Genomic DNA, 24,326 nt, shown 5'->3' with positions numbered 1-24,326 from the left:
CGACACTCTGGACAGCTTTGCGGATTATGGAAGAACGGCGCAACCTGTTTATGAAGATGGAAAACGACCACGCCCGTAAAGGACTTTCCACGATGGCTAAAAGTTACCATGAAAAAGCGGAAGCCATCCAGGGTCACGTAGATAAAATGAAAGAGGTTTTATTCGCTTCTCAAAAATCAGTTTAGTTGTTTGCCAGATAGAAACGCTTGTCTTGGATACAGCTATTTAAAAATTACTTATTCTAAATCTATATATTTGACCAAATGGAATTATTGCACCGCGTATTATTGATAGATGATGATGAGACCACTAATTTAATAAACAAACGCAACATTCTGAATGCCAATTTAAGTACGCACGTAGATGCAGTTACAAGCGGCCAGGAAGCCTTAGATTATTTCCATCAGATTGAGAATATCACTTTACCGCTAGACCTTATTCTACTCGATATTCAAATGCCGGAAATGAATGGGTTTGAGTTTTTAGAAATCTATAAAAACCTAGACCCAAAATATAAAGCAAACCATATATTTGGATTGACTTCCTCAGCCAGTTTCTACGATTTGGTAAAAATAAAGACTTACGTCGATATTACCGACCACATATACAAACCCTTTACAACCATGGATTATGTAGCCTTGGTAAAAAAGTATTTTTGATTGCACGTCATTCTTTTACAACATATTATAAAGCACCAAATCATTCTGGCAAGGAGTTAAACAGCCAGGTGCTGAATGCCTCCTTTCCCGGATACACCGCTCATTGCCTTGGCTCTGGTGATTGGTTCACTGATCGAACTCCCTGTCTTGGTTCTGGTCTCTCAAATCCTGTTGCAGAAAAAGAGAAGGCTGGCTGAGCACCCATGACTTGATATGCAGATATGCGTTTTCATCCATAAATGTATGTAGGGCAGTAAAGTCCAACACGAACTAGCGCCTCAATACTTCCCCACACTTTCTTTTACTCGTTCCGCAACTCCCGCAGCCTGTCCTTCAACTCCTCCCGGAGTGGCTGACTTTCACGGTGCAGGTCAGGGTTATCCTTTGTCAGAGCGTGAAGGTAGAACAGGCACTGAGTGACTTCAAAAGCACTCAGCTGCTTTACCTCCACATTCTTGATATGTTCATACAGAAATGACATGTACAAGATTACGGCACTTGTTCTTTTGTTGCTGTCGGTTTATTACTGAACGTTATAGCGTAAAATACTTAAAATGCAGGAGCTATTACTTAAATGAAACGATTCTTAGGTCAGAAATCATCTACTTCGTCTACACTCTCGTTGCGAAGGGAGTAGAAGTACCGGGAGAAAGATAAATTGAGGTATGAAGGTGATTTCAAGGATATTACTGGTCGATGATGATGCAACCTGTTTGTACCTCACGCAGCGGTTGCTCAGGCAACTGTGGGGGGTGGTGGAGGTTGATACCGCTGTGAACGGGGAGGATGCCTTGAAACTGTTAAAGGAGAGGATTGAAAAAGAGCAGCTGCCGGAGCTTATCATCTCCGATATTGACATGCCTGTTATGAACGGTCTCATTTTCATGGGAGAACTGCATAGGCTGAACCTGGTTGACTTCAACAGCACGAAGCTTGTACTCAACAGCAGTAGCCTAATTTACAAAGCCGTAGACAGGGCAGACGTGGATCCGGCAGTGACCTTCCTCTCCAAGCTGCTTACCAGGGAGAAACTGCTCAGTGTTATAGACTGAGGTGCAGGAAGAGTTATTTCCTGATGTTTTGCTACCAGGCACCTTCCTCACGATAGAAAGTACACTCTTATCTGGACTCTTTCCTCCCCCACCGGCGTCAGGAGCGTGACCTCCACCTTTTCGCTTTCGTATTTGGCGATGCCCTTGATGATGCCAACGGCAACAGCCGCCATCCTGCGCCTGGAGTAGTAGTCGACAACCAACTGCCTTCTGCCCTTCTTTGTCACCAGCAGCAGGGGCGGTGTCGCCCGGCTGTCCTCTTTCCTGACGGCAGCATGCATAGCCGCTTCTGTGTTGAGCAGCATATCGTAGGTGCGCCACTCAGGGCGCATGTACTTTTTGTATATCAGAAACAGGTCCGGCACCAGCGACTCCCCGTACTTCTCCATCAGCTGGTGCGGCGGAATTCCCATCAGCTCGGAGGCTTTGCCTACAATGGCAGCGATTTCGCTGGTGGGGTATGTCTCGTCCATCTGGAAGGGAGCATGCCCTCCAGCAGGTTCACCCACGTGCTATACCCGTACAAACTCTCCACGCAGCCCTTAAGCAGGACGAAAATAGAGCCATGCATCCTGTCCTCATGTATAATCTTATCCTCCATGCACTGTTCTATTATACCCTCTCCTTTGTTCTTGTAAATAAGTTGCGGGACACAAGATAAGAACCACCCAGTGTAAATGAAAGCTTGATGAAGGCTCACTCACCAGCCATTCTAAAGCCATAGCTTTGTTGCTAAAGTTCTGCAACCCCAACGGCACCGCCTGGGCTGTATTCTGTTCTCCACAGTAGCGCTGGGCGACTGCACCTGGATCTTGATTCCTTCTACTACAGCAAGGGCCGTTCAGCCGCCTGGCTGTTCTTTATAAAGTAGATGCTGAACAGGGTACCTTCTCCCTCCTTGCTTCTAACTTTTATTTTTCCGCCTGCATTGTCCATTATCCTTTTCACCATGAAAAGCCCAACGCCGGACCCTTCCACATGGTCGTGGAAGCGCCTGAACATCGTGAAAAGCTTGCCTTGTTGCTCCGCGCTGAGGCCAAGTCCATTGTCTCTGACCTGCAGCACAACATACTCCCCTTCTTCCTGGCAGCTGACATCTATTGTGAGCTCTCTTTCCGGGTGCCGGTATTTGACGGCGTTCGACAGAAGATTGTAGACGACACTGCGCAGGTTCTTCTCAGAGAACGTAACGGTATTGCATGATTCGATGGAGACATGAACCTGCGCCCCAGACTTCAGGATGATTTGCTCCATGTCTTGCCTCACTTCCTGTACCACCTCTTTAAGGCTTACAGACGCCTCCATGCCATGTTCATCCTTCTGAAGCTTGGAAATTTGCGTCAGGCTGTCAATTGTCTTTTTGAAGCGGGCAATGGCTCCTCTCATCATCCCGATGATTGTACTCAACTCTCCCTGCTCCAGGCTCTGCAGTGGAAGCTCAAGGAGCAGCTCCTCCATTAGCATCTCGATGTTAGAGATAGGAGCTTTCAAATCATGAGAGGCGGTATAGATAAAGGTGTCCAGGTCAGCATTTATGTGGGTGAGTTGCTTATTTGCCGCCACCAGCTCTTTGGCAATGTCTTTGGCTTCCTGTTCGCTTCTCTGCAGGGCCTCACGGGCGGCTACCTGCTCAGACATGTCCATAACCAGCGAATAAAAACCAACGACCTTACCGTTGCGGAAATCAGGGACATAGCTGATGCGGACATGCTTCAACCCTTCTCTATAAGGCATGGCTGCTTCATAATCGACTTTTTCTCCAGCCAGAGCGTGCCTGATGTATCCTTTTATTTTCTCATAGGCCTCATCCCCTATGACCTCGGAAATATGCTTGTTGACGATGCTTTCCCCTTTCAGGTCGAACCATGCATTGTAAATCTTATTTGCAAAGCGGTACTTCTTCTTCCTGTCCATGTAGCTGATAAGTACCGGCAGTGAGTCCGTAATAAGCTGCAACTGCTGAGCTGTGGCCTCTATGGACCTTCTGGCTTCTACCTGATTCGTCACATCATGGGCATAAACCAGCACTCCGTCTACTATGCCCTCTCCATTGCGCCTGGCCAGGTAGGTGAAGGTCCAGAAGATCTCTTCCAGTGGGGCTCCTTCATAGCGGGCCAACATCAGAGGGAGATCGCTGGCAACATAAGTCTCCCCTGTCTGGTACACGCTGTTCAGAATGGCAGGAATGGCCGTACCTTCCAATTCGGGAAGAGCCTTTAACAGGGGCTTTCCCTGAATGTCCCTACCAGGAAAAATCTGCTTGTAAACCGGGTTCACCAGCTGGAAGACTAATTCAGGTCCATCTAGGATGCAGATCGCTGCCGGAGCCTGCATGAACAAGTCCTCTAACTGCTGCTTCTGGCTCCAGGCTTCTGCCTGCGCCAGCTGTAGTTCCCTCGTTCTGCTCTTTACCCGCTCCTCCAGCTCTGTATTTAAACCCTGTAGGGATTCGGCGCTTTTCTCTACCTGGCGCCGGGCCTCCACAAACTCTGTCACATCCAGCGCGAAAACGAGCATGCCGCTGATTTGTCCCTGCGCATTATAGAGCGCCTGGTAGATGAAGTTCCAGTAGATGTCATCCGTAGGCTGCCCTTCATACCTGGCCACCGGAATCAGAACCTCTTTCCCTTCATAGGTCTCTCCTGTGGTAACGACGTTTTGCACAATATCAAAAACAGGTTGATCCCTGAGCTCAGGCAGTGCCTCGAAGAGCGGCAGGTTTAGCATCTGACGTCCCGGAAAGAGCTGCTGATAGGCGTTATTGATAACCTTGTACACCAGTTCCGGACCCTCCAGCATGGCAAAAGCCGCAGGCGCCTGTTCAAAAAGGCGCTCCAGGCGCAACCGCTGCTGCTCGGCCTGCGCTAAAGCTTCCTGCTCCCTTTTCCGGCTTTGCTCCAACAGATTTTTCGCCTTTACTTCTTCCGAGACATTTGCCGTCTCATGTATCATATAAAGCACTTCCCCCTGCTCATTAAGAACAGGTGTGTTAGTAGTGTTCCAGTAGCGCTCCATAAAACCGCCTGGATTGGCAGGGTCCGGAATGTCATACTGGAAGACATCCATCGAGTGCGGCTTTCCTGTGGTGAGAACCTGCTGAAAGGAAGCCATTAGGCTACTGGTGGATAAAGACTCTGGTACATGGGGGTTGTCTGGAAACACATCAAAGACATACCTCCCCACAATGTTTTCTCTTTCGGTTAGCGTCTCTTGCAGGTAAGCGTTTGTAGCAGCCCTGATGACAAGGGTTGGGGACAGCACGAGTAGTAGCCCCGGCAGCGCTTCGAATATCTTCAGTAACGGCAAGGCCTCGGCATCATTTCCCTCTTGCTGTGTGGGCTGTATCCTGTTCAACATTGTAAGCTATATCTTGATTGTCTTATTACGCTGCAGTACCCGTAGTTCTCTATTATCGCTAACAGAAACGAATAACGGACTACTCAGTCTTATGTCAAAGTTAAGAGCTTTTGCACTATATTATACTGAATTGCAGTATGGTGCATTAAATAATGAAGTTGGAAAAAGGGGAGTTTAGGCCAGTCTGATTTCCCGCCACAGGGGAGGGATGCTGTAGATAGCGAATCATGCGTGATAGTTTACAAGAGAACTCCAGTCCTGCTCAATTATAGAATATCATTCCTCCGCCACCGTCAAAGCGCGGGTTGACGACATTGTTGAACAGCGAGCCGAACCTGTAGCGAACACCGAAATTGAAGTAGCTCTGTGACATAGACATGACAATGACATGAGCTATAGAATACCTTCATTCAATTTTTAGGATTGTTTTAAACAATGTGCCTGTACGCATCGCAGTACCCTTTCCGCCGCTTCCTGCCGGCCAGGCGCTCCCGCTCCCCGCAGGCCTGTTCGAGCGTGTCGTACCAGTCTTCCCTGCGCTGTCCTCCCTTGCCGATCCGGCCTCACTCCCGCACCAGCGCGAATTCACTGAAGAGGGTGGGGGTGGGGGTGACATACAGCCGGTAATAGCGGTGCATGTTCTTTTCCGGCTGGTGGCGCACCAGGTAAGCAATAGTGCTATTCGGCGGCATGGCCCGTTTCCTCCTCCACTAGGTTATAGATGGTCTGCTTGCTGATGTTCATCAGGTCCTGAATCTGCTTGAGCGTATGCTCCTTGCTGTTGTAGAGCTGCACCACCAGCCTGCGCTTGTCTTTCCCCAAGCTGCGCGGCCTTCCCCCTTTGCGCCCGCGCGCCCGGGCGGCGGCAAGCCCGGCCTCCGTCCGCTCCTTAATCAGGTTCCGCTCGAACTCGGCCAGGGCCCCGAACATGTGGAACACCAGTTTGCCGGCAGGGGTGGAGGTGTCGATGGCCTCCTGCAGGCTCCTGAGGGCGATGCCGTTGGCCTCCAGGTACTGCGCCCAAGTAATCAGGTCCTTCAGGGAGCAGCCCAGCCGGTCAAGCCGCCAGATGACCAGGGTGTCGCCCTGGCGTAGCTGCTCCTTGAGCCGGGTCAGGCCGGGGCGCTCGGAGCGGGTGCCGCTGATGGTGTCGCTGATGATTTTCTGGCACCCGGCCTGCTGCAGGGCATCCTGCTGGAGGGCCAGGTTTTGTTCTGCGGTTGAGACGCGGGCGTAGCCGATGAGCATGGGCGGGTGAAGTGAAAAGGTGAACAGTAGAATTCTACCCTAATATAGTCAAAAAAGATAAAGAAGCAAGGGTTCTTGGGCGTTCATTAGTAGACCGGGTTTCTGGACTGATTGGGGCCGGAAACGGGTAGGGTCGGCGGGGGAGGCGGGAGGAGTCCAGAAAACGAACGTTGTTTGGACTCACTGTTTGTGTGACTCGTCCTAAAATCAATGGATAGCGCGAGCACTATTGAAATAGGCATGACAACTGAAGCTCCCGAAGCACGGTATATCTGTATCTGCTTCAGAAAAAGCCCCTTATGTTAATGGAACCTGAAGAGTCCTTCCTAAAATATGGGCTGGAATGCATAGGCCTTTGCTATGCATGGGCATTTGGTGAATGAACTGGTGATCTCTGCTGAGAATCCCGTACAGAAAAAATCTTATGCTATAAATGCATTCCCTGGAGCTATTTATCACCAATAGAGAAACGCCATGGGAAAAGCACTGCCACTTCAGATCGTAAACCCACATGCCGCTGGCATAGACGTGGGATCCCGCAGCCACTTTGTGGCCATAGACCAAAACAGGGAGAATGTCCGCTCATTTGGCATTGGCACCAAAGACCACCAGGAGCTCATTCTGCACTTGCGCGATGCAGGGGTCACGTCAGTGGCCATGGAAAGCACAGGGACCTACTAGCAGACCCTTTTCAATGCGCTTCAGAAAGCCAGATTCGAAGTGCTGCTCGTCGGGGGAAGCCAGACAAAGCACGTGCAGGGGCGCAAAACGGATGTACTGGACTGCATGTGGATCCAGAAGCTGCATTCCCTGGGTTTACTGTCGGGCAGCTTTCTTTTGAGCGACACGCTCCAGGAGCTGCGCACCTACTATGACCACAGGCAGCACCTGGTGGAGCAGATCTCCAGGTACACGCACAAAATGCAGAAGGCGCTCCGGCTGATGAACGTTAGGCTGGACGTGGCCATCCGTGACATCACCGGCAAGTCAGGGCTGGCCATCATAGAGGCGATTCTGGCGGGGAGCCGGGATCCGCAGTACCTTGCCTCTCTGGTGGACGTGAGGATGAAAAGGTCCAAACAGCAGATCGCCGAGGCGCTCCAGGGCTCCTGGCGGGATGAGCTGCTGTTTGAGCTGAGGGCTTGCCTTCACTTCTACAGGCTCTATGAAGAAGCCCTGAAGGAGTGTGACCAGGTGATCGAGCGCTCCCTGATAAAGCATGCGCCGCAGCAGACAGCAACCGAACCCGAAGAGAAGGCAGTGAAACTGCCTAAGAAGAAGAGCAGTAAGAACGCTCCCGGCTTCAATGTCCCTGAGCTTGCCTACCGATACTTCAAAACTGACCTTTTTGCTATCCCCGGTATCAGCTACGGCACCGTGCTCTGCCTGCTGACGACGATGGGAAATGACCTGCACAGGTTCCCTTCCGGCAAAAGCTTTGCCAGTTGGCTGCGCCTGGTGCCCAATAACAAGATAAGCGGTGGCCGTGTGATCAGCAGCCGCACCCGAAGGGGTAAGTCTTCATTGGCCTTGGCTCTTCGCCAAGCGGCTAATGCTATTGGCAACCAGAAAGAGCATGAACTCACGCCGTTCTTCAGAAGAATCGCCTTCAAGAAAGGGAGGATAGCCGCTATCACGGCAACGGCAAGGAAGCAGGCCGTCATCATTTGGAACATGGTCACCAAGAAAGAACCCTACAAGAAAAAAGAGATAAAGGAAACCAATGAGAAAAGCAGACGGACAGGGTTAAGGCAGGTGGAAAGACGCATTCAGGCGCTTCAACTAAATCAGGGCGAACTTGAAAAACTTTTCTCAAGAGCTTCTTTTTTAGCTACTTGAAATAGAGTTGTACAGAAAACATTGACCGTTTGTTGTTAATTCTTCCTTGTATTGACAGGCATGTTTAGTGGTGTTTCAAAGCTTGCACCTACGCCTCGTAAGCGGTAACCAAGACAAGGCCAAACACAAGATGAGCGATAGCACTTGTCGCCAGTACGGCAAGCGGCTTGGGCTGCTGCCAAAAGAATCCGCTTGGACCGACGAATGGCCCCGCCACCAGTTGCGCAGCAAGGGTGCTGACGATGCCGACAATGATACCCCTCATCCACACAGAGTGCCCTGGCACCATGCTCCTCCAACGTGCATACATCAGCCCCAGAATGATGCCGTTCATGAAATGCGTGGCCAGCCCGAAGAGATAAGGGGCCTGGCCGAAGGAGTAAGCCATAAGGCGGCTAGGATCGGCGGGAGGAAGACCAACAGCGCGCACCCAATGGGCCGCTACAGTCATCAGGTAGGTGGCAATGATGCCACTAAAGCATCCTCTCCAATAATTAGTGTATTCATAAGTGGCTTTATCGGCTTGAGAAAGAGAAAAGGCTGCCTCTTCAGGCAACCTTTTTCATAGTAAGTCAAAACTACTTCATTCAGCTACAGTGCTTTTTTAAGGCAGGCTTACTGCTCGAACTCCTTCACCTTCGCATCCGGGACGAAGAACCTCTGCGGCTCAAACTCTTCCAGGTCTCTGCCTTCTGCTACTCTGCTGACCCAGTCCTTGTTGGCCAGTGCCGCCTTGCCCAGGGTAATCACATCCACCTCACCCCTTTGCAGCATCGACTCACCCTGCTCAGGGTTGTTCAGGTTGCCGTTCACCACCACGGGCAGCTTCCCATACTTTTTCGCCAGTGCGGCAAGCGTAGGACCTCCCTCATTGAAAGCGGGCTTATCGGCATTGAACTCGGTCACATGGATGAAGTCCAGGCCCGCTCTGCCCAATGCTGAAAAAATGGTCTCGGCATCCCTTTCCTCGCCGGCCCACTTGTGCGTATAGTCGTTGACTTTGCCCTGGGAGATTCTTATCCCCACCGGAAAGCCTTCGCCCACTGCCTTGCGGCAGGCCTGCACCGTCTCCACCAGCAGCCTTACCCTTCCCTCTGTGCTGCCGCCGTACTCGTCCTGCCGCTGATTGGTGTAGTCGGTGAGGAACTGGTCAAGAATATAGCCGTTGGCGCCGTGGATTTCTATGCCGTCAAAGCCAGCCTCCTTGGCGTTGCGGGCCGCCTGTGCGAATCCTTTGACCACATCGGCAATGTCTTCTCTGCTCATCTCCTTGGGTACAGGGTAAGCCCCCTCGCCGCCATAGAACCCCAGCTGCTCCCCCTTAGGCTGAACGGCAGAGGGGCCGATGGTTTCTTTTGTGTAAAAGCTGCCCTGTGTCAAGGCGCCGGCATGCATGAGCTGGCAGATAATCTTTGCCCCTGCCTCATGCACGCTTTGGATAACTTCTTTCCAGCCGGCCACGTGCTTTTCATTCGCAATGCCCGGCTGGTTCAGGTACCCCTGGCTGTGCTTTTCATCCGGGTAGGTTCCCTCGGTGATAAGAAGGCTGAAGCCCCCTTTCGCATACCGGGTGTAGTACCTCCTCATCGTCTCGTTTGGTACGCCGTTCTCCTCGGCCGATGTTCTGGTCATGGGGGCAAGGCCGATGCGGTTCCTGAGCTGCAGGTTTCCAAGCCGCCCCTCAGAGAACAGCAAAGGGTACTTATCTTTTCCTGTTTCTTGATTACTCATATGATAATTGTATTAATATAAGCTTTGCAACTTGCGCTGGCTCCTCTAGCGAGGCAGTCACTCTTCCCAGTTGCTATAGGTTTTATAACTGGAACACCTGCAAAAGGTTGGCGCTGGCAAAGCAACGCGCGAAAACTGCCTGCCTCCACTACAGGCAGAAAACCCCTCGCCCAGGGTCCCGTTTCTCTAAAGACAAACTAAATGATTAACGATGGACCTAAAGAATAAGAAAGTACTCATTACAGGTGGCAGCGCCGGTATAGGCAAAGCAATCATAAAAGAGCTGGTGGACCGGGGTGTGCAGGACATCGCGGTCATGGGAAGAAGAAAAGAACCGCTGGAAGCGCTGAAATCAGACTTCCCTTCCGTTAACTTCCTCCCCATCCAGGGAAACGTTGGAAAGGCTGAAGACCTGGACAGAGCGGTTTCCGCTGTATCTCAACAGTGGGGGGCGCTGGACATCCTCATCAACAATGCGGGTGTGGTAAGTGCCGGTTTGCTTGCCGAACAGAAGGACGAAGACATCATCAACCAGATTAACATCAACGTGACAGGGCTGATACTGTTAACGAAAAAGGCGCTCCCCCTGCTGCAGAAGAGCAAGGGAGGGGCCATCATGAACATTTCCTCCGGCTTCGGGTACATTGCCATGCCGTTCTACAGCGTGTATGCAGCCACAAAGGCGGCCGTAGGTCAGTTCTCGGATGCCATGAGGAGGGAGCTCCACCAGTACCCGCTGCACGTGATGACAGTTTACCCTTCCGCCACTAACACTGACATGATGGAGACAGCCAACGTCGGAGAGATGGACACTCCTGAAGAAGTTGCCCGTGTTTCTGTTGAAGGTCTGCTGAACAGGGAGATAAACGTCATCGTTGGCGGTAAGGAAAGAGAGGAGCATATAAAGCTCAATTTCCTGGAGCCAAGGAAGTTCGATGAATATGCTATCGCAAACTACGAAGGCATGAGCGAGATGGCCAGGAACCACCGTTCCATGTAGCACCTGCTGTAGCTTTTAAATGATAATAACACTTTAGAGCCAGCTCTGCAGAAACACTGTGGGGCTGGCTTTACTGCTCTAAGCCAGCATCCTTTTCTTCCGGAGCTTTTCCCTTTTTGTCGGCCAAACGACTAAACACCGATTAGTGAGGCGCGTACCTGCTAAAGGTGAAGCGAACAGACGCCTCACCCTTTAAATCCAGTGAGCATGTTAAAACCAAGAAATAAGGTACCGGAACTGTCTCTCCCTTTGGCTGGTGGAGGATAATGGTCTATAAGTGAAGTTGAGAAGGCAGATTTCCTGACGCTGCTGATTGTTTACAGGGGCTACCACTGCCCTGTCTGCAAGTCCTATATACCGCAGCTGGACAAGATGAGAATCCAGTTTGAGGAGATGGGGGTGCAGGTGATAGCGGCAAGCTCCGACTCTAAGGAGAGGGCAGAGCAGACTGTAGAGGAGTGGGAGATAAACGAGCTGAAAGTGGGTTACGGGCTCTCCATTGAAAAAGCAAGGGAATTCGGCCTCTATATCTCCAAAGGTATCAAGGAAGAGGAGCCGGAAATATTCAGCGAGCCGGGGCTCTTTCTTATAAAGCTGGACAGACCCCTTTATGCGGCAGCCATTCAGACCATGCCCTTTGCCAGACCAAACCTGAGGGAGCTGCTTCAGGGGCTTCAGTTCGTCAAGCAAAGCGACTATCTCGCTAGGGGAGAGGCTTAAGTCTGTTGTCCCAGGATAGAAGTATTAGCTCATAAGCGAGTTTATAAAAGTTGGACTTTTTAGCAGGAGCCCCTTTTGTGCCGCTTATGTATGCCACAAGTGCCGCTTGTGCCATGTGTCCATAATGTAAAATGTTATCCTGTAGAAGGGTAATAAATCCAGAACAGGGTACAGGCTGCAGCTGAGGTAAAAAAGAAGCTATAAAAGATACTTGTATGTAAAATGTATGCAAATAAAAAAGCACTTACCAGTTTTATCTTGTAAGTGCTTGATTATAAGTGGAGAATATCGGAGTCGAACCGATGACCTCTTGCATGCCATGCAAGCGCTCTAGCCAGCTGAGCTAATCCCCCTTGTGTGGCACAAAAATAGAGGAAATATTTTAGATGTAAAAACATCCAGCTGAAAAAATGCAAAAGAAAAGGAGCAGCGAAAGCTGCCCCTTTTTAATATATATTCTAAGAACTGCTTAGTTGAAGATGTAACGAAGGCCAATTTGTGCTCTCCAAACATCATCTATACCAGCTGAGGTGTTGAATGTGTTAGTTAGCAGCTGGTTTCCGATTGTCTGCATTCTGTAAACAGGAACATTATCATCATTTACACCCGCAGCTATAAGCGGTGAGGTTTGCAGCACTCTGTTGTTCACACCCCAGTCACTGTTAATCAGGTTACCAACGTTGAAGATATCACCTCGTAATTGCAGTGTGTTACGCTTACCACCAACGTTCACGAAGAACTCCTGTACAACACTAAGGTCAGTCTGGTATACCCAAGGCATGATAGCACCGTTACGCTCTGCATACTGGCCACGGCGTGAGTTCAGGTACTCGTCCTGTGCAATGTATGCCTCGAAAGCGGCAGCCTGCTGCTCTGGTGTAAAGACAACTATTGTTTTGCCATCCGCATCCTTACTTGTGATAGGTAAGAAAGTAAGTTCACTGCCAGTGTTTGGTACATAGAGCAGGTCGTTGCCAAAAGTGCCATCACCGTTCATATCGCCGTTATAGGTGTAGCTGAAGCGGCTTTGGTTACGTGCTTCGCTGAATATGGAGATTTGCGTAGCACCGAATCCTGCATACTCTTTACGGTAAGAGATGGAGCCGATTACACGGTGCCGCTGGTCATTGTCAGAGAAAGCAAGCTCAGGGTAGTTGTTGCCGTTAACGCTACGGATACCGCTGTAAGTACCACCCGCTGTGCTACCGGCCGACAATAAGTCTTTCGCCTCACCGAAGTTATAAGCCAAACGGGCAAACAGACCGTTGTTGAAAGGCTTTTCTAACTGAGCAGTGAAAGAGTAAGAGTATCCTTTATCTGTGTTAGTCAGGTAAGGAGCTGAGGTGATGGTAGGGTTGATGCGGCTTGCTTCGTTGAAGGCATCATTTCGCAGACCAAAGCCTGGGTACATCAAACGGTTATCCGGGCCACTAAAAGAAGTAGTGGCAGGGGCCAGGTTGATGTTGATATAGTTGGCACTGTTCAAGTTCTTGCTGTAAATGAACTCCACTGTACCTACTATACCAGCGAAAAGAGCTTTGTCAACAGCAAGGTTGCTTCTCCAAACCTGCGGGAAAGAGAAGTCTTTATCAGAAACGTTAATTTCGTAAGAGCTTGGCAGTGTTGGGTTAGCTGGAATATGCGTGGTTGGGTCTGGGTTGAATGGATACTGTGTTGTTCTGTCATTCGAGATAAAGCCTGTCAGCACACCATTGTTTCCAATCTGGTTAGAGATCCACACGAATGCAGGGCGACCAGAGAAGATACCTGAACCACCACGTATTTGCAGTGTCTTGTCATCCAGCACATCCCAGTTAACACCTACACGTGGTGACCAGAGAACTTTAGTGTCCGGAAGTTTAGCAGTATTTACCTGCAAAGGATTGCCATCCGCATCTTTGAAAGTCATTTCAGCTACGGCAGCGTTTTCAAATCCTGTTTCGTCAAACGCAGATACATCAGCACGTAAACCAAATGTTACTGTCATGTTACGCATGGCAGCCCATGAATCCTGCAGGTATAACCCGCTATAGGTTACTCTTGTAGGCTGAACAGGCTCAGCGCCGCCAGGCAGTGCCGAGTAACGCAACTGGAATCTTCTTAGCTCAACAGGTGATGTTGCAAGGTTTGGATCTTCCAGGTATCCGTTAGCGGCAGTATAAAAATCATCCAATGAATTGAACACATACACACTCTGTGAACCTGGGAAGAAAACGTTTTCGAATGAAAGACGCTCTACGTTAACACCAGCAGTTAAAGTGTGGGCTCCAGCATAATATGTGAAGTTGTTCTGAAACTGTAGTGTTGTATAGCTAAGTCTGTTGTTTGGGGTAAATGGCTCGAAACCGGCAGTAATGTAGTTAGCGCCAGCATTCTGAATCTCGATAAGCGGGAAGAAATCGCCACGTGAGCCTCTGTCCTCGTTCTGAGACGTGTAACCAACAATCATATTGTTAGAGAACTTAGAACCGAAGGTTGAGTTCAATTCACCGATTACAGAGTGTATTTTCTCATACTGGATATAATTCGAGTTCTGGTAGTTCAGCGCATTCAGGTTGGTTCTGCGGTTACCGAAGCCAAGGGAGGAGCTGTTGCTAGTTAAGGCATCTCTTTCAGAATCGAGCATGTTGTAACGGATACTTGCTCTGTGGTTGTTGTTGATGTTGTAATCCAGCTTGGCTAGGAACTTGTTGCTTTTTGTTTCGTTGTCATAACCCTGGTAAGGGCCTGTCTCATAACCGAATCTGTCTCTCAGGAAGGTGCTTAGGTTATTTAAGTCAGACTCCAGTACGCGGGTTACGTTACCTTCTACATCCTCACCGCCTTTGTTGGCTCTGAAAGTAGTAGCTGGCTCAGTACGGCGCTCAATTTCACCGTTCACGAAGAAGAATAACTTGTTTTTGATAATCGGGCCACCCAAACGGAAACCTGCCTGTGTATTGTTGAAGTTGTCAGAAGCTACTTCTCTTCCTTTTGCTTCAGTACCGATGAACTTCTCATTCTGGACGTTGTAAAACACAGAACCGGAGAATTCGTTTGTACCTGAGCGGGTTACAGCATTTATGCCTGCACCAGTAAAGCCACCTTGTCTAACGTCATAAGGAGCTAAATTTACCTGTACCTGCTCAATAGCGTCCAGGGAGATAGGAGCAGTACCTGTACGGCCTCCAGGCTGTCCGCTCAAACCAAAGCTGCTGTTCAGGATAGAACCGTCCACTGTGATGTTGTTCAGGCGGTTGTCCTGCCCACCGAAAGAGGTGCCACTTGCCTGAGGCGTTAAACGTGTGAAGTCGTTAATGGAACGGCTGATTGTAGGTAGGGCGGTGATGGCCTCACGGGAAATATTCGTGGCAGCACCAGTACGCTCTGAACTAATCACAGCATTACGGTCAGAAACAACCTGCACCTCGCTGAGTTCATTAGACTGCTGCGCCAAGGCAACATTCAGGCTTTGAGCAGTACCAAGATTTAAGTTGATATTGTTGTAGACTTTGTCCTGAAAACCTACATAGCGAACTGTTACAGTGTAAGGTCCGCCAACACGCATGTTAGGGATTGTGAACCTTCCATCTACTTGTGTAGCGGTACCATAATTAGTTCCGGATGGGGTATGAACTGCGACTACAGTTGCTCCAGGTAGGCCTTCGCCGTTACCATCGGTCACAACACCTGTCAAAGAAGAGGTAGTAACCCCTTGTGCCCAGGCATACTGCGTCATCAGTGTCATCACCAGGATGAGACTTAAAAGACTATAAAACTTTTTCATAAAAGGTTGGTTGATTTGGCCGCAAAAGTAAGGCGCTTATTCTTCACTATCAACCCTATGCAAGATTATTTAATTGTTAACTTCAGCTTGTGTATTTGAGAAAGCGGGTTAGCAAATTTAATATTGCCAATATCTAACCAGATAGAGACATTATATAAAAAAGGCAGAGCTTTTGCCCCGCCTTTTTGCCAAATAAAGAAACTGTGCTTAGTTAAATATATACCTTAATCCTAATTGTCCTCTCCACCTCGACTGAAAGTCGTTCACAAAATAAGGATTTCCGTTAGTCAGGCCTCTGCCCGTATAGTTGAACATTGGTGTATTCGTACCCGTTTCATATCCAACAAAGTCAATGGCCTGAAAAGCGTTGAAGTTAGCCTGGTATTGTCTTCCCCAGTCTCTGTTCAGCAGATTGGTGAAGTTGAATACATCAAATGTTATCTGGAGCCTGTGCGTATTATCTGACTGGTCCAGTTTAAATTCCTGTATAAGACGGAGGTCTATCTGGTTTGTCCAAGGTAAACGGTCGGCGTTGCGCTCTGCATACTCTCCTCTTCTGGCGCTGAGGTAGTCGTTGTCAGATATAAAGGCATCAAGTTCTTCCCACTGTTCTTCCGGAGTAAGCGTACCCGGTATTACATTTCCGCTACGGTCTGTAACAGGCACTAGGTTTATCTCAGATGCGTTTCTAGGAATGTATATCAGGTCATTTGTTCTGCCCGCGTCACTGTTGATGTCACCATTATAAATGTAAGATAACGGCAATCCAGACTGACCATTGTAAAAAGCCGAAATAGTGGTGGAAGCAAAACCAAGGTAGTTTAGTACATAAGATACACCTGCCACCACTCTGGAACGTATATCATTGTCGGCGAATGCTGCCTCTACATTGTTAAGGCCATATACCTGATTCACATTTATCCAGTTGGATCGCGCCTGGCTTGAATTACCAGGGTTGACGTCTTTAGCGCGAGCATAAGTATAGGCCACTGATCCGGATAAGCCTGTTTCATAGTTTTTCTGAATCTGCCCTGTAACGCTATAAGCGTAACCCTCGCTGGTATTGGTCAGGTAGATGATATCCTGAAATGAATTGCCTTGTATTCTGCCGAAAACTGGACGATTGTCTGCACCATCCAAAGTACCTCTCTGCTCTAAGTTTAGGTTCTGGTAATAAATGTTATTCAGGTTCCTGGAATATATACCCTCCAGAGTCGCTATAAAGTCACCTGGTAACCTTTGGTCAACAGCTGCATTTACCCGGAACAACTGCGGAAACTTAAAATCAGGATCTGTTATGTTAATCTCAGATGTTCTGTCAGAAAGGCCCAGAGCAGACGCATTTGGCTGAGCTGCAGGGTTGGGTTCGAAACGGACATTTGCAAGAGTAGAGCCAGAGGTAAGGGCGACGCTTCCTAACAAAAGGCCCGTATTGGTGTACTGGTTAGCTATCCAAACAAAGGGAGCCCTACCGGTAAAGATCCCAACTCCCCCGCGCACCTGCGTAATGCTGTTGTCAAAAACATCCCAGTTAACTCCTAGCCTGGGAGAAAGCATATACTGGGCACCCGGGGTTTTGTTCGTGGCAAGTCCCCGGCTAGCGAATGCTTCGTTGAACTCCTGATTGGCAGGAGGGTCGTCATTAAAGGTTGGAATGTCTAACCTGAGTCCAGCAGTTACCTTTAAATTGTTCATGATGGCGTACTCATCCTGGGCGTAAAATCCAAGCTGGAAAGCAGAGAAGGCTGCACCCTGCTGCCGGTTACTGGTTCTGGAGTAATTTCTGAAGAAAGCGGAAGGAGCTTCTTCATCCGGTGTGCCAATTGCTTCAAAAGCTTCGATAGAGTTATACTCGTAGGCACCAAACTCCTGCCTGATGAATAAGTTAAACGTCTTGTAGAATTCGTTGTGCGTACCAAGGGTAATAGTGTGCTTGCCCAGGAAGATGTTGAAGTTATCTGTTATAGTCAACACATCCTGGTCCAGTTGGTTTTGTGCGGAAAAACCCTCACTACCCAATGATATTGTTCTGCCGCCTGAAAGCCTCAGGGTAACACTGGGAAACGGATCTCCTATGATATCACGGTCATCGCGCACCCTTGTATAACCGATAATGGCCTCATTGGAATACTGATTTCCGAACTGGCTTCTGAGCTGCAATACACTGGAGTTTGTAGTGCTAGGGAAGAACTCTGCATTGTTGGAGAACCTCAGTGCATTAGGGTTTCTGCTGTTGTCAATGTTTTCGCCATATACATAGCTGTGGCGAAGCGTTAGTTGGTGGTTGTTTGTGATGTTCCAGTCCAGGCGGGCAAATATTTTATCACTTAATGTCTGATCTTCTATGCCCCTAAAGCTTCCCGGGTCATATCCAAGGCGGTTGGCCGCTGCCAGTACACGGTTTGCTTCGTCCACTGTGATGTTGGATGTTGCAGAACCCGGCTCGAATAGGAGGGGAGCAGTTCTGTTGGTCTTCTCGCCGTTTACAAAAAAGAACAGCTTATCTTTTATGATAGGACCGCCTACCCTTAAGCCTGCCTGGTAATCAGTGTACTCCGGCAGCCTTGTTCTTTCATCATCCGGGCTTCTGCCGACCAGCCTCTCATTGTTGCCAAAGTAGTATGCCGAGCCTGTAAATCTGTTAGAACCGCTTCGGGTGATGGCATTGATGCCGCCGCCGGTGAAGCCGCTCTGGCGCACATCAAAGGGAGCGATAACTACTTGGATGGCCTCTATCGCATCCAGGGAAATAGGTTGTACTCCTGTTTGTCCGCCATTTGTTCCTGAACTGGAAAGGCCGAAAACGTCATTGTTTACAGTACCATCAATTGAGAAGTTATTGAAGCGATTGTTCTGACCAGCAAAAGAGATGCCCGAGCCAGCTGTTGAAGCCTGTGGTGTAATACGCGTAAAGTCCTGTATACTTCTCGATATAGTTGGGAGTGACTGAATCTGCTCCGTAGAAATATTAGTAGCTGCCCCAGTCCGATCAATGCTAATCAGGTCGTCTCTCTTGCTGACCACCTCTACCTCCCCTAATGCCTGGCTACTTGGAGCCAATGCATAATTAAGTGTCAGGTTTTGGCCCAGTCCCAGGTTTATATTCTCTGTAACTTTATCCTGGTAGCCGACATACCTTACTGTTACAATATAAGGCCCGCCAACCCGCATGTTCTGGAAATTGTATCGGCCTTCTGTATTGGTGCCTGTGGCATATTGTGTGTTTGTCGGAGTGTGCACTGCGATAACAGTTGCTCCCGGAAGTGCTGTGCCGTCCTGATCTTGTACCACCCCGTTCATGGCAGCAGTGGTTGTGCCCTGAGCCCATGCCATCTGCACCAGCAGCAGAAAAGAAAAGCAAAATAGTAATCGTTTGTAAATAATTTGCATAACTCTTAATAACTGATTGAACAACAATATTTTCGCTTAGTTATTACGTACGTGAGTTAGGGGCTTTTAATATTAACTTAATGTAAATTTTCTATTTTAATGCAATTTCCAGCTGTTACTTCAGAACACCGGCGGCCTTACGGCTTTGATGAAAATCTTCTGGAAGTGGTCGGCATACAGGTTGGTTTCTATTACGCCAACCGAGGAAGAGGCATGTATGAAGCGTACCTCATCCTTGCTTATCACCTGGGTTACCATGCCCACATGCGTAATGTCGCGGCTAAAGCGGTTGGCTCCGAAAAATACCAAATCGCCTTCTTTTATATCTTTTGGTCTTACCTTCTTCCCGTAGCGGCTCTGCTCATCCGAAGTGCGCGGAAGGCTCACATCAATCGACTGAAAGGAGGTGCAGAGTAGTCCGGAGCAATCCATGCCCACCCGGGTAGTGCCACCCCACTTGTAAGGTGTGCCGGTGTATGAACGGGCAGCCTCAATAACAGTGGCTACATCCTGATCTAAATTACGGGACCGGGTTCGGGTGCGGCTGGTGCGGTCTTTAGAGGAGGCGATGGTTCTGCCGGCGTTGCCACCTTTTCGTGCTTGGCGCTTCTCTGCGGCTATTTCACGGGCAGTCTTGTAGGTCTCACCGCGCTTGCTGAAAGTTGGCTTTGTAGATTGGCAGGACGCTGCCAGCAGCAGAAAAAAGATGAAGAGGGCGGAAGTAGTAAAATGTGTTTTCAAAGCGTATTTTAGCATTCTGAGTGCAACAAGTAATCTTAACTGATGGCCAAAGTACTGAATAACCTTCCTTTTTAAAAATGAAATTTAACGCTGTTACGCCAAAATTAGTAGACGGTCTCTCTGCCATAGTGGGCGCAGAGCACGTGTTGTTGCCAGCCGCTGCTGACGATATGCTTCGCTACACGCACGACGAAACCGAGGACCTGCGTTACGAGCCGGAAGTGGTCCTTAAACCTGCTAACGCCTCCGAGATAAGTCTTATTATGAGGTTTTGCAATGAAAATTTACTGCCGGTTACCCCCCGCGGTGCCGGTACGGGCTTAAGTGGGGGAGCTTTAGCCGTACATAAAGGGGTTGTGCTTTCTACTGAGCGGCTGAACAAGATTATCCGGATAGACGAGCGCAACCTGCAGGCCACGGTAGAGCCGGGTGTTATTACCCAGGTGTTTCAGGAGGCTGTTATTGAGCGGGGGCTGTTTTACCCACCGGACCCCTCCAGCCGGGGCAGCAGTTTTTTGGGAGGCAACCTGAGCGAATCCAGTGGCGGGCCAAGAGCCGTGAAGTATGGCGTGACAAAAGACTATGTGCTAAACATGGAGGTGGTGCTGCCTACAGGGGAAATTACATGGACGGGCGCCAATGTGCTCAAGAATGCCACCGGCTATAACCTGACGCAACTAATGGTGGGCAGTGAGGGTACGCTGGGCATCATTACAAAAATCGTATTCAAGCTCATCCCTTTCCCGCCGCAGAACCTGGTCATGCTGGTGCCTTTCAGAAAAGAAGAAAAGGCCTGTGCCGCTGTTTCCAGGATTTTCATGGCCGGTATTGTGCCCTCGGCGCTGGAGTTTATGGAACGGGAAGCCATTGACTGGGCAGACCGCTACCTGGGCTTTAACACTAAAAGGCCGGCAGACGAGCTGGCGCACCTGCTGATAGAGCTCGACGGCAACGACATGGACCTGCTCTTTAAAGATGCGGAGCGGGTGTATGAGGTGCTGGAGCAATTTGATGTGGGAGACATACTGGTAGCAGATACTGAGAAGCAGAAGGCAGAATTATGGCAACTGCGTCGGAATGTGGCACATGCCGTGAAAGCCAATTCTATCTATAAAGAAGAAGACACCGTGGTGCCGAGGGCAGAACTGCCCAAGCTGCTGCGGGGCGTGAAGGAGATAGGGGAGAAGTATAATTTCAAGTCTGTTTGCTACGGCCACGCCGGCGACGGGAACCTGCACGTAAACATCGTGAAGGGCGACATGAGCGATGATGACTGGAACAACAAGCTCCCAGAGGGTATAAAAGAGATATTCAGGTTGTGTGTGGAACTGGGTGGGACTATTTCAGGTGAACATGGCATTGGGCTGGTGCAGAAGCCCTACATTGGCCTGGCGCTAAACGAGGTGCAACTGCGGCTGATGCGCGGTATAAAAGAGTTGTTCGACCCACGTGGCATTCTGAACCCGGGTAAAATATTCTAAAACAAAACAGGCGCAGTACATACGTTCTGCGCCTGTTTTATTTTACAGTCAGCTGAAGTGGCAGCGCCACGCCAACGACTATAATATTTTGTCCTTTTTCTCATGATTCTTTTTTTTCGTCCATGTCTATGTTCTTGGTTTCTGCCAGCTCATTGTCCATGTTGCGTAGGTTCATCCAGGAATGCATCAGGTTTATATGAGACTCGTTCAAGGGGGCGTGGTGCGCATTATTCATGTATGACGCCTGATCCGGTCTTTCCATAGAAAATAGCTTTTCCTGCGGCTGGGTAATTTTTCCGGTAGAGGGATAGGCCCTTAAGATAGCCTCATCCAAAGATTTTTTGGGTTCCATAAAATTTAAGTTTTGAAAATTTATTGATGTATTAATTCACGCTTCATACTCTCTTCCTTCACAAAGTTGCTCACATAGCCGGCAATCTCCTCCGCGTTCTCTTCTTGCAGAAAATGACCACTGTCTTCAAACGGAATGACATAGCTTTCGTGGAAGAACTTTTTCCAGCACTGGAGCGCCTCTATCTTTATAAGCTTGTCCCGTTCCCCCCAAAGTATAAGCGTCGGAATGTTCTGTATCTTTTTCCGGTCCTTCCAGAGTTCATCGTACCAGTGTGTTATGCCTACCAGCTCCCGGGCACAGGCTAACTTGCGCACATGGTCGTCCGGGTTTCCCAGGGCTTTCACATAATGCTGGCGAATTGGCTCCGGCATCTTATCCTCCCCTTCAAACAGTTCGTCTATAAGTGTGTGAGCCGACACATTCAGCTTAGAGTGCAGGAATTTGCCCAATGGCCCCACCAGGTATTTGCTGGTACCTGTAAAAGACTGGTGCTTTGATAATGACCAGGTCCAGGAGTTCAGCATCACAATGTTCTTTACTTTCTCCGGATGGTTTATGGCATAGGCAAAACCGATAGGCGCCCCGAAGTCATGCACGAGCAGTGTTATATCCGTTAACTGAAGGTGCTCCATCAACTGCTCGAAATTAGCGGCATGTGCCCGTGGTTTATAGCTCCAGTTCTCCGGCTTGTCTGACAGGCCGAAGCCAATCATGTCCATAGCAATACACCGGTACTTCTTGCGCAGTATCTTGATTAGGTTGCGGTACAGGAACGACCAGACGGGGGTACCATGGATCATTACAATCGGCGGCCCTTCTCCCTCGTCTATATAATGCATCTTACCCGCCTCTACTTGTATATATTTGGACTTGAAAGGATACTCTTTCTTATCCAGCCAGTCTGGTTTCATAAATTTTAAGGATGCTCTATACATTAGATATACTTTTAAAGCGAAAGCAAGTTGCTTCATCCACCCAAAAAGCTTTCGCTTTAAGACAAATATTTAGGCACCGCCTTTAGGCTGGCAGACAAGGTTAAAATATTAAGTTTAACTTTGCCCGAAGGTATGTGTGGTATAACAGGAGTATTTGCGTTTACGGAGCTGGGGTATAAAGCAATGGAACTGCTGCCAAAGGCTGTGGCCGCGCTGCAGCATCGTGGCCCTGATGCCGAAGGCCTGTTTTTCAACGGCCCCGTAGGGCTCGGCCACCGCAGGCTTTCCCTCATTGCGCCCACTGCTGCCGCCAACCAGCCTTTTAAAAGTGACAACGGCCGTTACACCATCGTCTTCAACGGGGAAATCTTCAACTATAAGAAGCTTCGAAAAGAACTGGAGGCAAAAGGAGCCTTCTTCCGGAGCGACTCCGATACAGAAGTGCTGCTGCAACTGTACGCCCGGGAACGGCAGGAGTGCCTTAAGAAACTGACCGGCTTTTTCTCGCTGGCTATTTACGATGCCGAAGAAGACAGCCTCTTCCTGGCCCGCGACCGCTTTGGAGAAAAACCCTTGCTGTTCTACAAAGATACAGACAAGTTCCTGTTCGGCTCAGAACTATCTGCCTTACTGAAGCTGGGTGTTCCACGTGAAGTAGATTACACCTCACTTTACCAGTACCTGCAACTCACCTATGTGCCTGCGCCAGCCACTATGCTGCAGGGGGTGAAAAAACTTTTGCCCGGTCAGTCGTTGTACGTGCGGGGCAGCAGAGTGCAGGAGAATGTGTGGTACCGGCTGCCGTTTGATGGCGAGAAGGCAATGCAGAACCCGCTTAGCTACACACAGCAGCAAGCGAAGCTAAAGCATCTCCTGCAGCAGGCTGTCACAGACAGGCTGGTGGCCGATGTGCCTGTGGGGGCCTTCCTGAGTGGGGGTATAGATTCCTCGGTGGTGGTAGCGCTGGCGGCCCGGCAGGTAGAGAAACTGAAGACCTTTGCCGTCGGCTTCCCTGAGCAGCCTTTCTTTGACGAAACCCGCTACGCCCGCCTGGTGGCAGATAAGTACGACACCGAACATACAGAACTGCTCCTTTCGAACAACGATCTTTACAAAAACCTCTTTGGGGCACTCGACAGCCAGAGCGAGCCTTTTGCCGATTCTTCTGCGTTGGCAGTTTATACTTTAAGCAAGCATGTGGGGCAGGAGATAAAGGCGGTTTTAAGTGGCGACGGTGCTGATGAGCTGTTCGGGGGCTATAACAAGCATCTGGCGGAGTACAGAGTACTGGCTGGCGGAGCCAAAGCTGGAGCTGTAAAGAAGTTAAAGTTTTTGTGGGATGTGCTGCCGAAGTCAAGGAACTCATTTACCGGAAACAAAGTAAGGCAACTGCAGCGTTTTGCTATAGGGGCAGGAATGCTCCCCCAGGAGCGATACTGGCTATGGGCAACGTGGCAGAAGGAAGAAGAGGCATTGGCTTTGTTAGCACCAGAAAAACGGGTGGCGGCACAAAGCAGGCTGTACCTTGCACGCAAAGGAAGGGCGCTGGAATGTGTGAGTAGAAAACATTATGATTTGAACCACGTATTGTGTGCCGATTGGCGCCTGGTGCTGCCAAACGACATGCTGATGAAGGTTGACTTAATGGGAATGGCAAACAGCCTTGAAATCCGTAGTCCTTACCTGGACCACAGGTTGGTTAAGTTTGCTTTTTCACTGCCGGCCTCATCAAAGATTGATGAAAATCTGCAGAAAAAAATTCTGCGGGACACCTTTCGGGAGCTGTTGCCAGTTAAGTTATATAAACGGCCGAAGCAGGGGTTTGAGATTCCGCTTCTCTCATTTCTTCAGTCGGAGGGGAGGTGCCTGATAAATGAATATCTTTCTGATACATTTGTTTTATCGCAGGGTATCTTTGATGTACAGCAGGTGCAGCGCATCCGGCAGGTTCTGAACTCTGACAAGGCGGCACTTGTGCAAACGCAGGCATGGATGCTGCTTGTGTTCCAGTATTGGTGGAGAAACTATATTGCTTAGGAATACACAAATTAA

The 24,326-nt window shown here is 49.3% G+C and carries 21 protein-coding genes, 1 tRNA gene and 1 pseudogene; 9 read left to right on the top strand and 14 right to left on the bottom strand.

The window, feature by feature from the left end; genetic code table 11:
- Positions 1–185, top strand: a 185-nt coding sequence (locus ACFS7Z_RS17260) for a hypothetical protein (RefSeq protein WP_377487225.1), incomplete at its 5' end; no start/stop codon positions are given.
- Between the two features lie 78 nt (positions 186–263).
- A complete protein-coding gene (locus ACFS7Z_RS17255; protein WP_377487223.1) occupies positions 264–659 on the top strand; it encodes a response regulator in 396 nt (131 codons plus the stop codon).
- A 301-nt stretch (positions 660–960) separates the two neighbouring features.
- Here the strand turns inward: ACFS7Z_RS17255 and ACFS7Z_RS17250 are convergent, their stop codons facing one another.
- On the bottom strand, positions 961–1,140 hold the full coding sequence (locus ACFS7Z_RS17250; protein ID WP_377487221.1) for a hypothetical protein: 180 nt from the start codon (positions 1,138–1,140) through the stop codon (positions 961–963).
- Positions 1,141–1,324: 184 nt separating this feature from the next.
- Between ACFS7Z_RS17250 and ACFS7Z_RS17245 the strand changes: the two genes are divergently transcribed.
- Positions 1,325–1,711, top strand: a complete 387-nt coding sequence (locus ACFS7Z_RS17245; RefSeq protein ID WP_377487219.1) for a response regulator — start codon at positions 1,325–1,327, stop codon at positions 1,709–1,711.
- Between the two features lie 47 nt (positions 1,712–1,758).
- Here the strand turns inward: ACFS7Z_RS17245 and ACFS7Z_RS17240 are convergent, their stop codons facing one another.
- The 5 genes from ACFS7Z_RS17240 to ACFS7Z_RS17220 all read right to left on the bottom strand — a co-directional run bounded on the left by ACFS7Z_RS17240 (position 1,759) and on the right by ACFS7Z_RS17220 (position 6,316).
- Positions 1,759–2,220, bottom strand: a complete 462-nt coding sequence (locus tag ACFS7Z_RS17240; RefSeq protein WP_377487217.1) for a heme NO-binding domain-containing protein — start codon at positions 2,218–2,220, stop codon at positions 1,759–1,761.
- Between the two features lie 316 nt (positions 2,221–2,536).
- On the bottom strand, positions 2,537–5,068 hold the full coding sequence (locus tag ACFS7Z_RS17235; RefSeq protein WP_377487215.1) for a PAS domain-containing protein: 2,532 nt from the start codon (positions 5,066–5,068) through the stop codon (positions 2,537–2,539).
- Positions 5,069–5,496: 428 nt separating this feature from the next.
- Entirely contained in the window at positions 5,497–5,625 is a 129-nt protein-coding gene (locus ACFS7Z_RS17230) for a hypothetical protein (RefSeq protein WP_377487235.1), read from the bottom strand.
- Positions 5,626–5,631: 6 nt separating this feature from the next.
- The gene (locus tag ACFS7Z_RS17225; protein WP_377487213.1) at positions 5,632–5,760 is read right to left on the bottom strand and encodes a hypothetical protein; all 129 of its coding nucleotides are present in this window, start codon (positions 5,758–5,760) and stop codon (positions 5,632–5,634) included.
- Complete coding sequence (locus tag ACFS7Z_RS17220; RefSeq protein ID WP_377487211.1) at positions 5,747–6,316, bottom strand: recombinase family protein; 570 nt, start codon at positions 6,314–6,316, stop codon at positions 5,747–5,749. Before ACFS7Z_RS17220 ends, ACFS7Z_RS17225 begins: the two co-directional genes overlap by 14 nt.
- Before the next feature lie 474 nt (positions 6,317–6,790).
- Here ACFS7Z_RS17220 and ACFS7Z_RS17215 point away from each other — a divergent pair, with 474 nt between their 5' ends.
- Together ACFS7Z_RS17215 and ACFS7Z_RS17210 are read left to right on the top strand one after the other, a co-directional pair.
- Entirely contained in the window at positions 6,791–6,997 is a 207-nt protein-coding gene (locus ACFS7Z_RS17215) for a hypothetical protein (RefSeq protein WP_377487209.1), read from the top strand.
- A gap of 18 nt (positions 6,998–7,015) precedes the next feature.
- Positions 7,016–8,155, top strand: a pseudogene (locus ACFS7Z_RS17210) (IS110 family transposase); the annotation flags it as partial.
- Positions 8,156–8,243: 88 nt separating this feature from the next.
- Here ACFS7Z_RS17210 and ACFS7Z_RS17205 read toward each other — a convergent pair.
- Together ACFS7Z_RS17205 and ACFS7Z_RS17200 are read right to left on the bottom strand one after the other, a co-directional pair.
- Positions 8,244–8,606: a hypothetical protein gene (locus ACFS7Z_RS17205; RefSeq protein WP_377487233.1), complete on the bottom strand. Its 363-nt coding sequence runs from the start codon at positions 8,604–8,606 to the stop codon at positions 8,244–8,246.
- Positions 8,607–8,770: 164 nt separating this feature from the next.
- Positions 8,771–9,886 (bottom strand): oxidoreductase, encoded by a 1,116-nt coding sequence (locus ACFS7Z_RS17200; protein ID WP_377487207.1) that lies wholly within the window; start codon positions 9,884–9,886, stop codon positions 8,771–8,773.
- 211 nt (positions 9,887–10,097) lie between these two features.
- Here ACFS7Z_RS17200 and ACFS7Z_RS17195 point away from each other — a divergent pair, with 211 nt between their 5' ends.
- Both ACFS7Z_RS17195 and ACFS7Z_RS17190 read left to right on the top strand, forming a co-directional pair.
- Complete coding sequence (locus ACFS7Z_RS17195; RefSeq protein WP_377487205.1) at positions 10,098–10,886, top strand: SDR family NAD(P)-dependent oxidoreductase; 789 nt, start codon at positions 10,098–10,100, stop codon at positions 10,884–10,886.
- 273 nt (positions 10,887–11,159) lie between these two features.
- Positions 11,160–11,606, top strand: coding sequence for a redoxin domain-containing protein (locus ACFS7Z_RS17190; protein WP_377487231.1), 447 nt, complete (start codon positions 11,160–11,162; stop codon positions 11,604–11,606).
- A gap of 279 nt (positions 11,607–11,885) precedes the next feature.
- Here the strand turns inward: ACFS7Z_RS17190 and ACFS7Z_RS17185 are convergent.
- The 4 genes from ACFS7Z_RS17185 to ACFS7Z_RS17170 all read right to left on the bottom strand — a co-directional run bounded on the left by ACFS7Z_RS17185 (position 11,886) and on the right by ACFS7Z_RS17170 (position 19,503).
- Positions 11,886–11,959, bottom strand: a tRNA-Ala gene (locus ACFS7Z_RS17185).
- A 116-nt stretch (positions 11,960–12,075) separates the two neighbouring features.
- Positions 12,076–15,372 (bottom strand): TonB-dependent receptor, encoded by a 3,297-nt coding sequence (locus ACFS7Z_RS17180; protein ID WP_377487203.1) that lies wholly within the window; start codon positions 15,370–15,372, stop codon positions 12,076–12,078.
- A 207-nt stretch (positions 15,373–15,579) separates the two neighbouring features.
- Positions 15,580–18,762, bottom strand: coding sequence for a TonB-dependent receptor (locus ACFS7Z_RS17175; protein WP_377487201.1), 3,183 nt, complete (start codon positions 18,760–18,762; stop codon positions 15,580–15,582).
- A gap of 120 nt (positions 18,763–18,882) precedes the next feature.
- On the bottom strand, positions 18,883–19,503 hold the full coding sequence (locus ACFS7Z_RS17170) for a C40 family peptidase (RefSeq protein ID WP_377487199.1): 621 nt from the start codon (positions 19,501–19,503) through the stop codon (positions 18,883–18,885).
- A gap of 77 nt (positions 19,504–19,580) precedes the next feature.
- On the opposite strand from ACFS7Z_RS17170, the gene ACFS7Z_RS17165 reads away from it, so the two are divergent.
- Positions 19,581–20,984, top strand: a complete 1,404-nt coding sequence (locus ACFS7Z_RS17165; RefSeq protein WP_377487197.1) for an FAD-binding oxidoreductase — start codon at positions 19,581–19,583, stop codon at positions 20,982–20,984.
- A gap of 100 nt (positions 20,985–21,084) precedes the next feature.
- Here ACFS7Z_RS17165 and ACFS7Z_RS17160 read toward each other — a convergent pair whose 3' ends face one another.
- Complete coding sequence (locus ACFS7Z_RS17160) at positions 21,085–21,336, bottom strand: hypothetical protein (RefSeq protein WP_377487195.1); 252 nt, start codon at positions 21,334–21,336, stop codon at positions 21,085–21,087.
- 20 nt (positions 21,337–21,356) lie between these two features.
- Positions 21,357–22,250 (bottom strand): alpha/beta fold hydrolase, encoded by an 894-nt coding sequence (locus tag ACFS7Z_RS17155; RefSeq protein ID WP_377487193.1) that lies wholly within the window; start codon positions 22,248–22,250, stop codon positions 21,357–21,359.
- A gap of 156 nt (positions 22,251–22,406) precedes the next feature.
- On the opposite strand from ACFS7Z_RS17155, the gene asnB reads away from it, so the two are divergent.
- Complete coding sequence (gene asnB / locus ACFS7Z_RS17150) at positions 22,407–24,311, top strand: asparagine synthase (glutamine-hydrolyzing) (RefSeq protein WP_377487191.1); 1,905 nt, start codon at positions 22,407–22,409, stop codon at positions 24,309–24,311.
- The last annotated feature ends 15 nt before the right edge of the window (positions 24,312–24,326 follow it).

Source organism: Pontibacter toksunensis, assembly GCF_042686245.1.
In the GTDB taxonomy this organism is placed as follows: Bacteria; Bacteroidota; Bacteroidia; order Cytophagales; family Hymenobacteraceae; genus Pontibacter; species Pontibacter toksunensis.
This window is presented reverse-complemented; position numbering and strand designations above follow the sequence as displayed.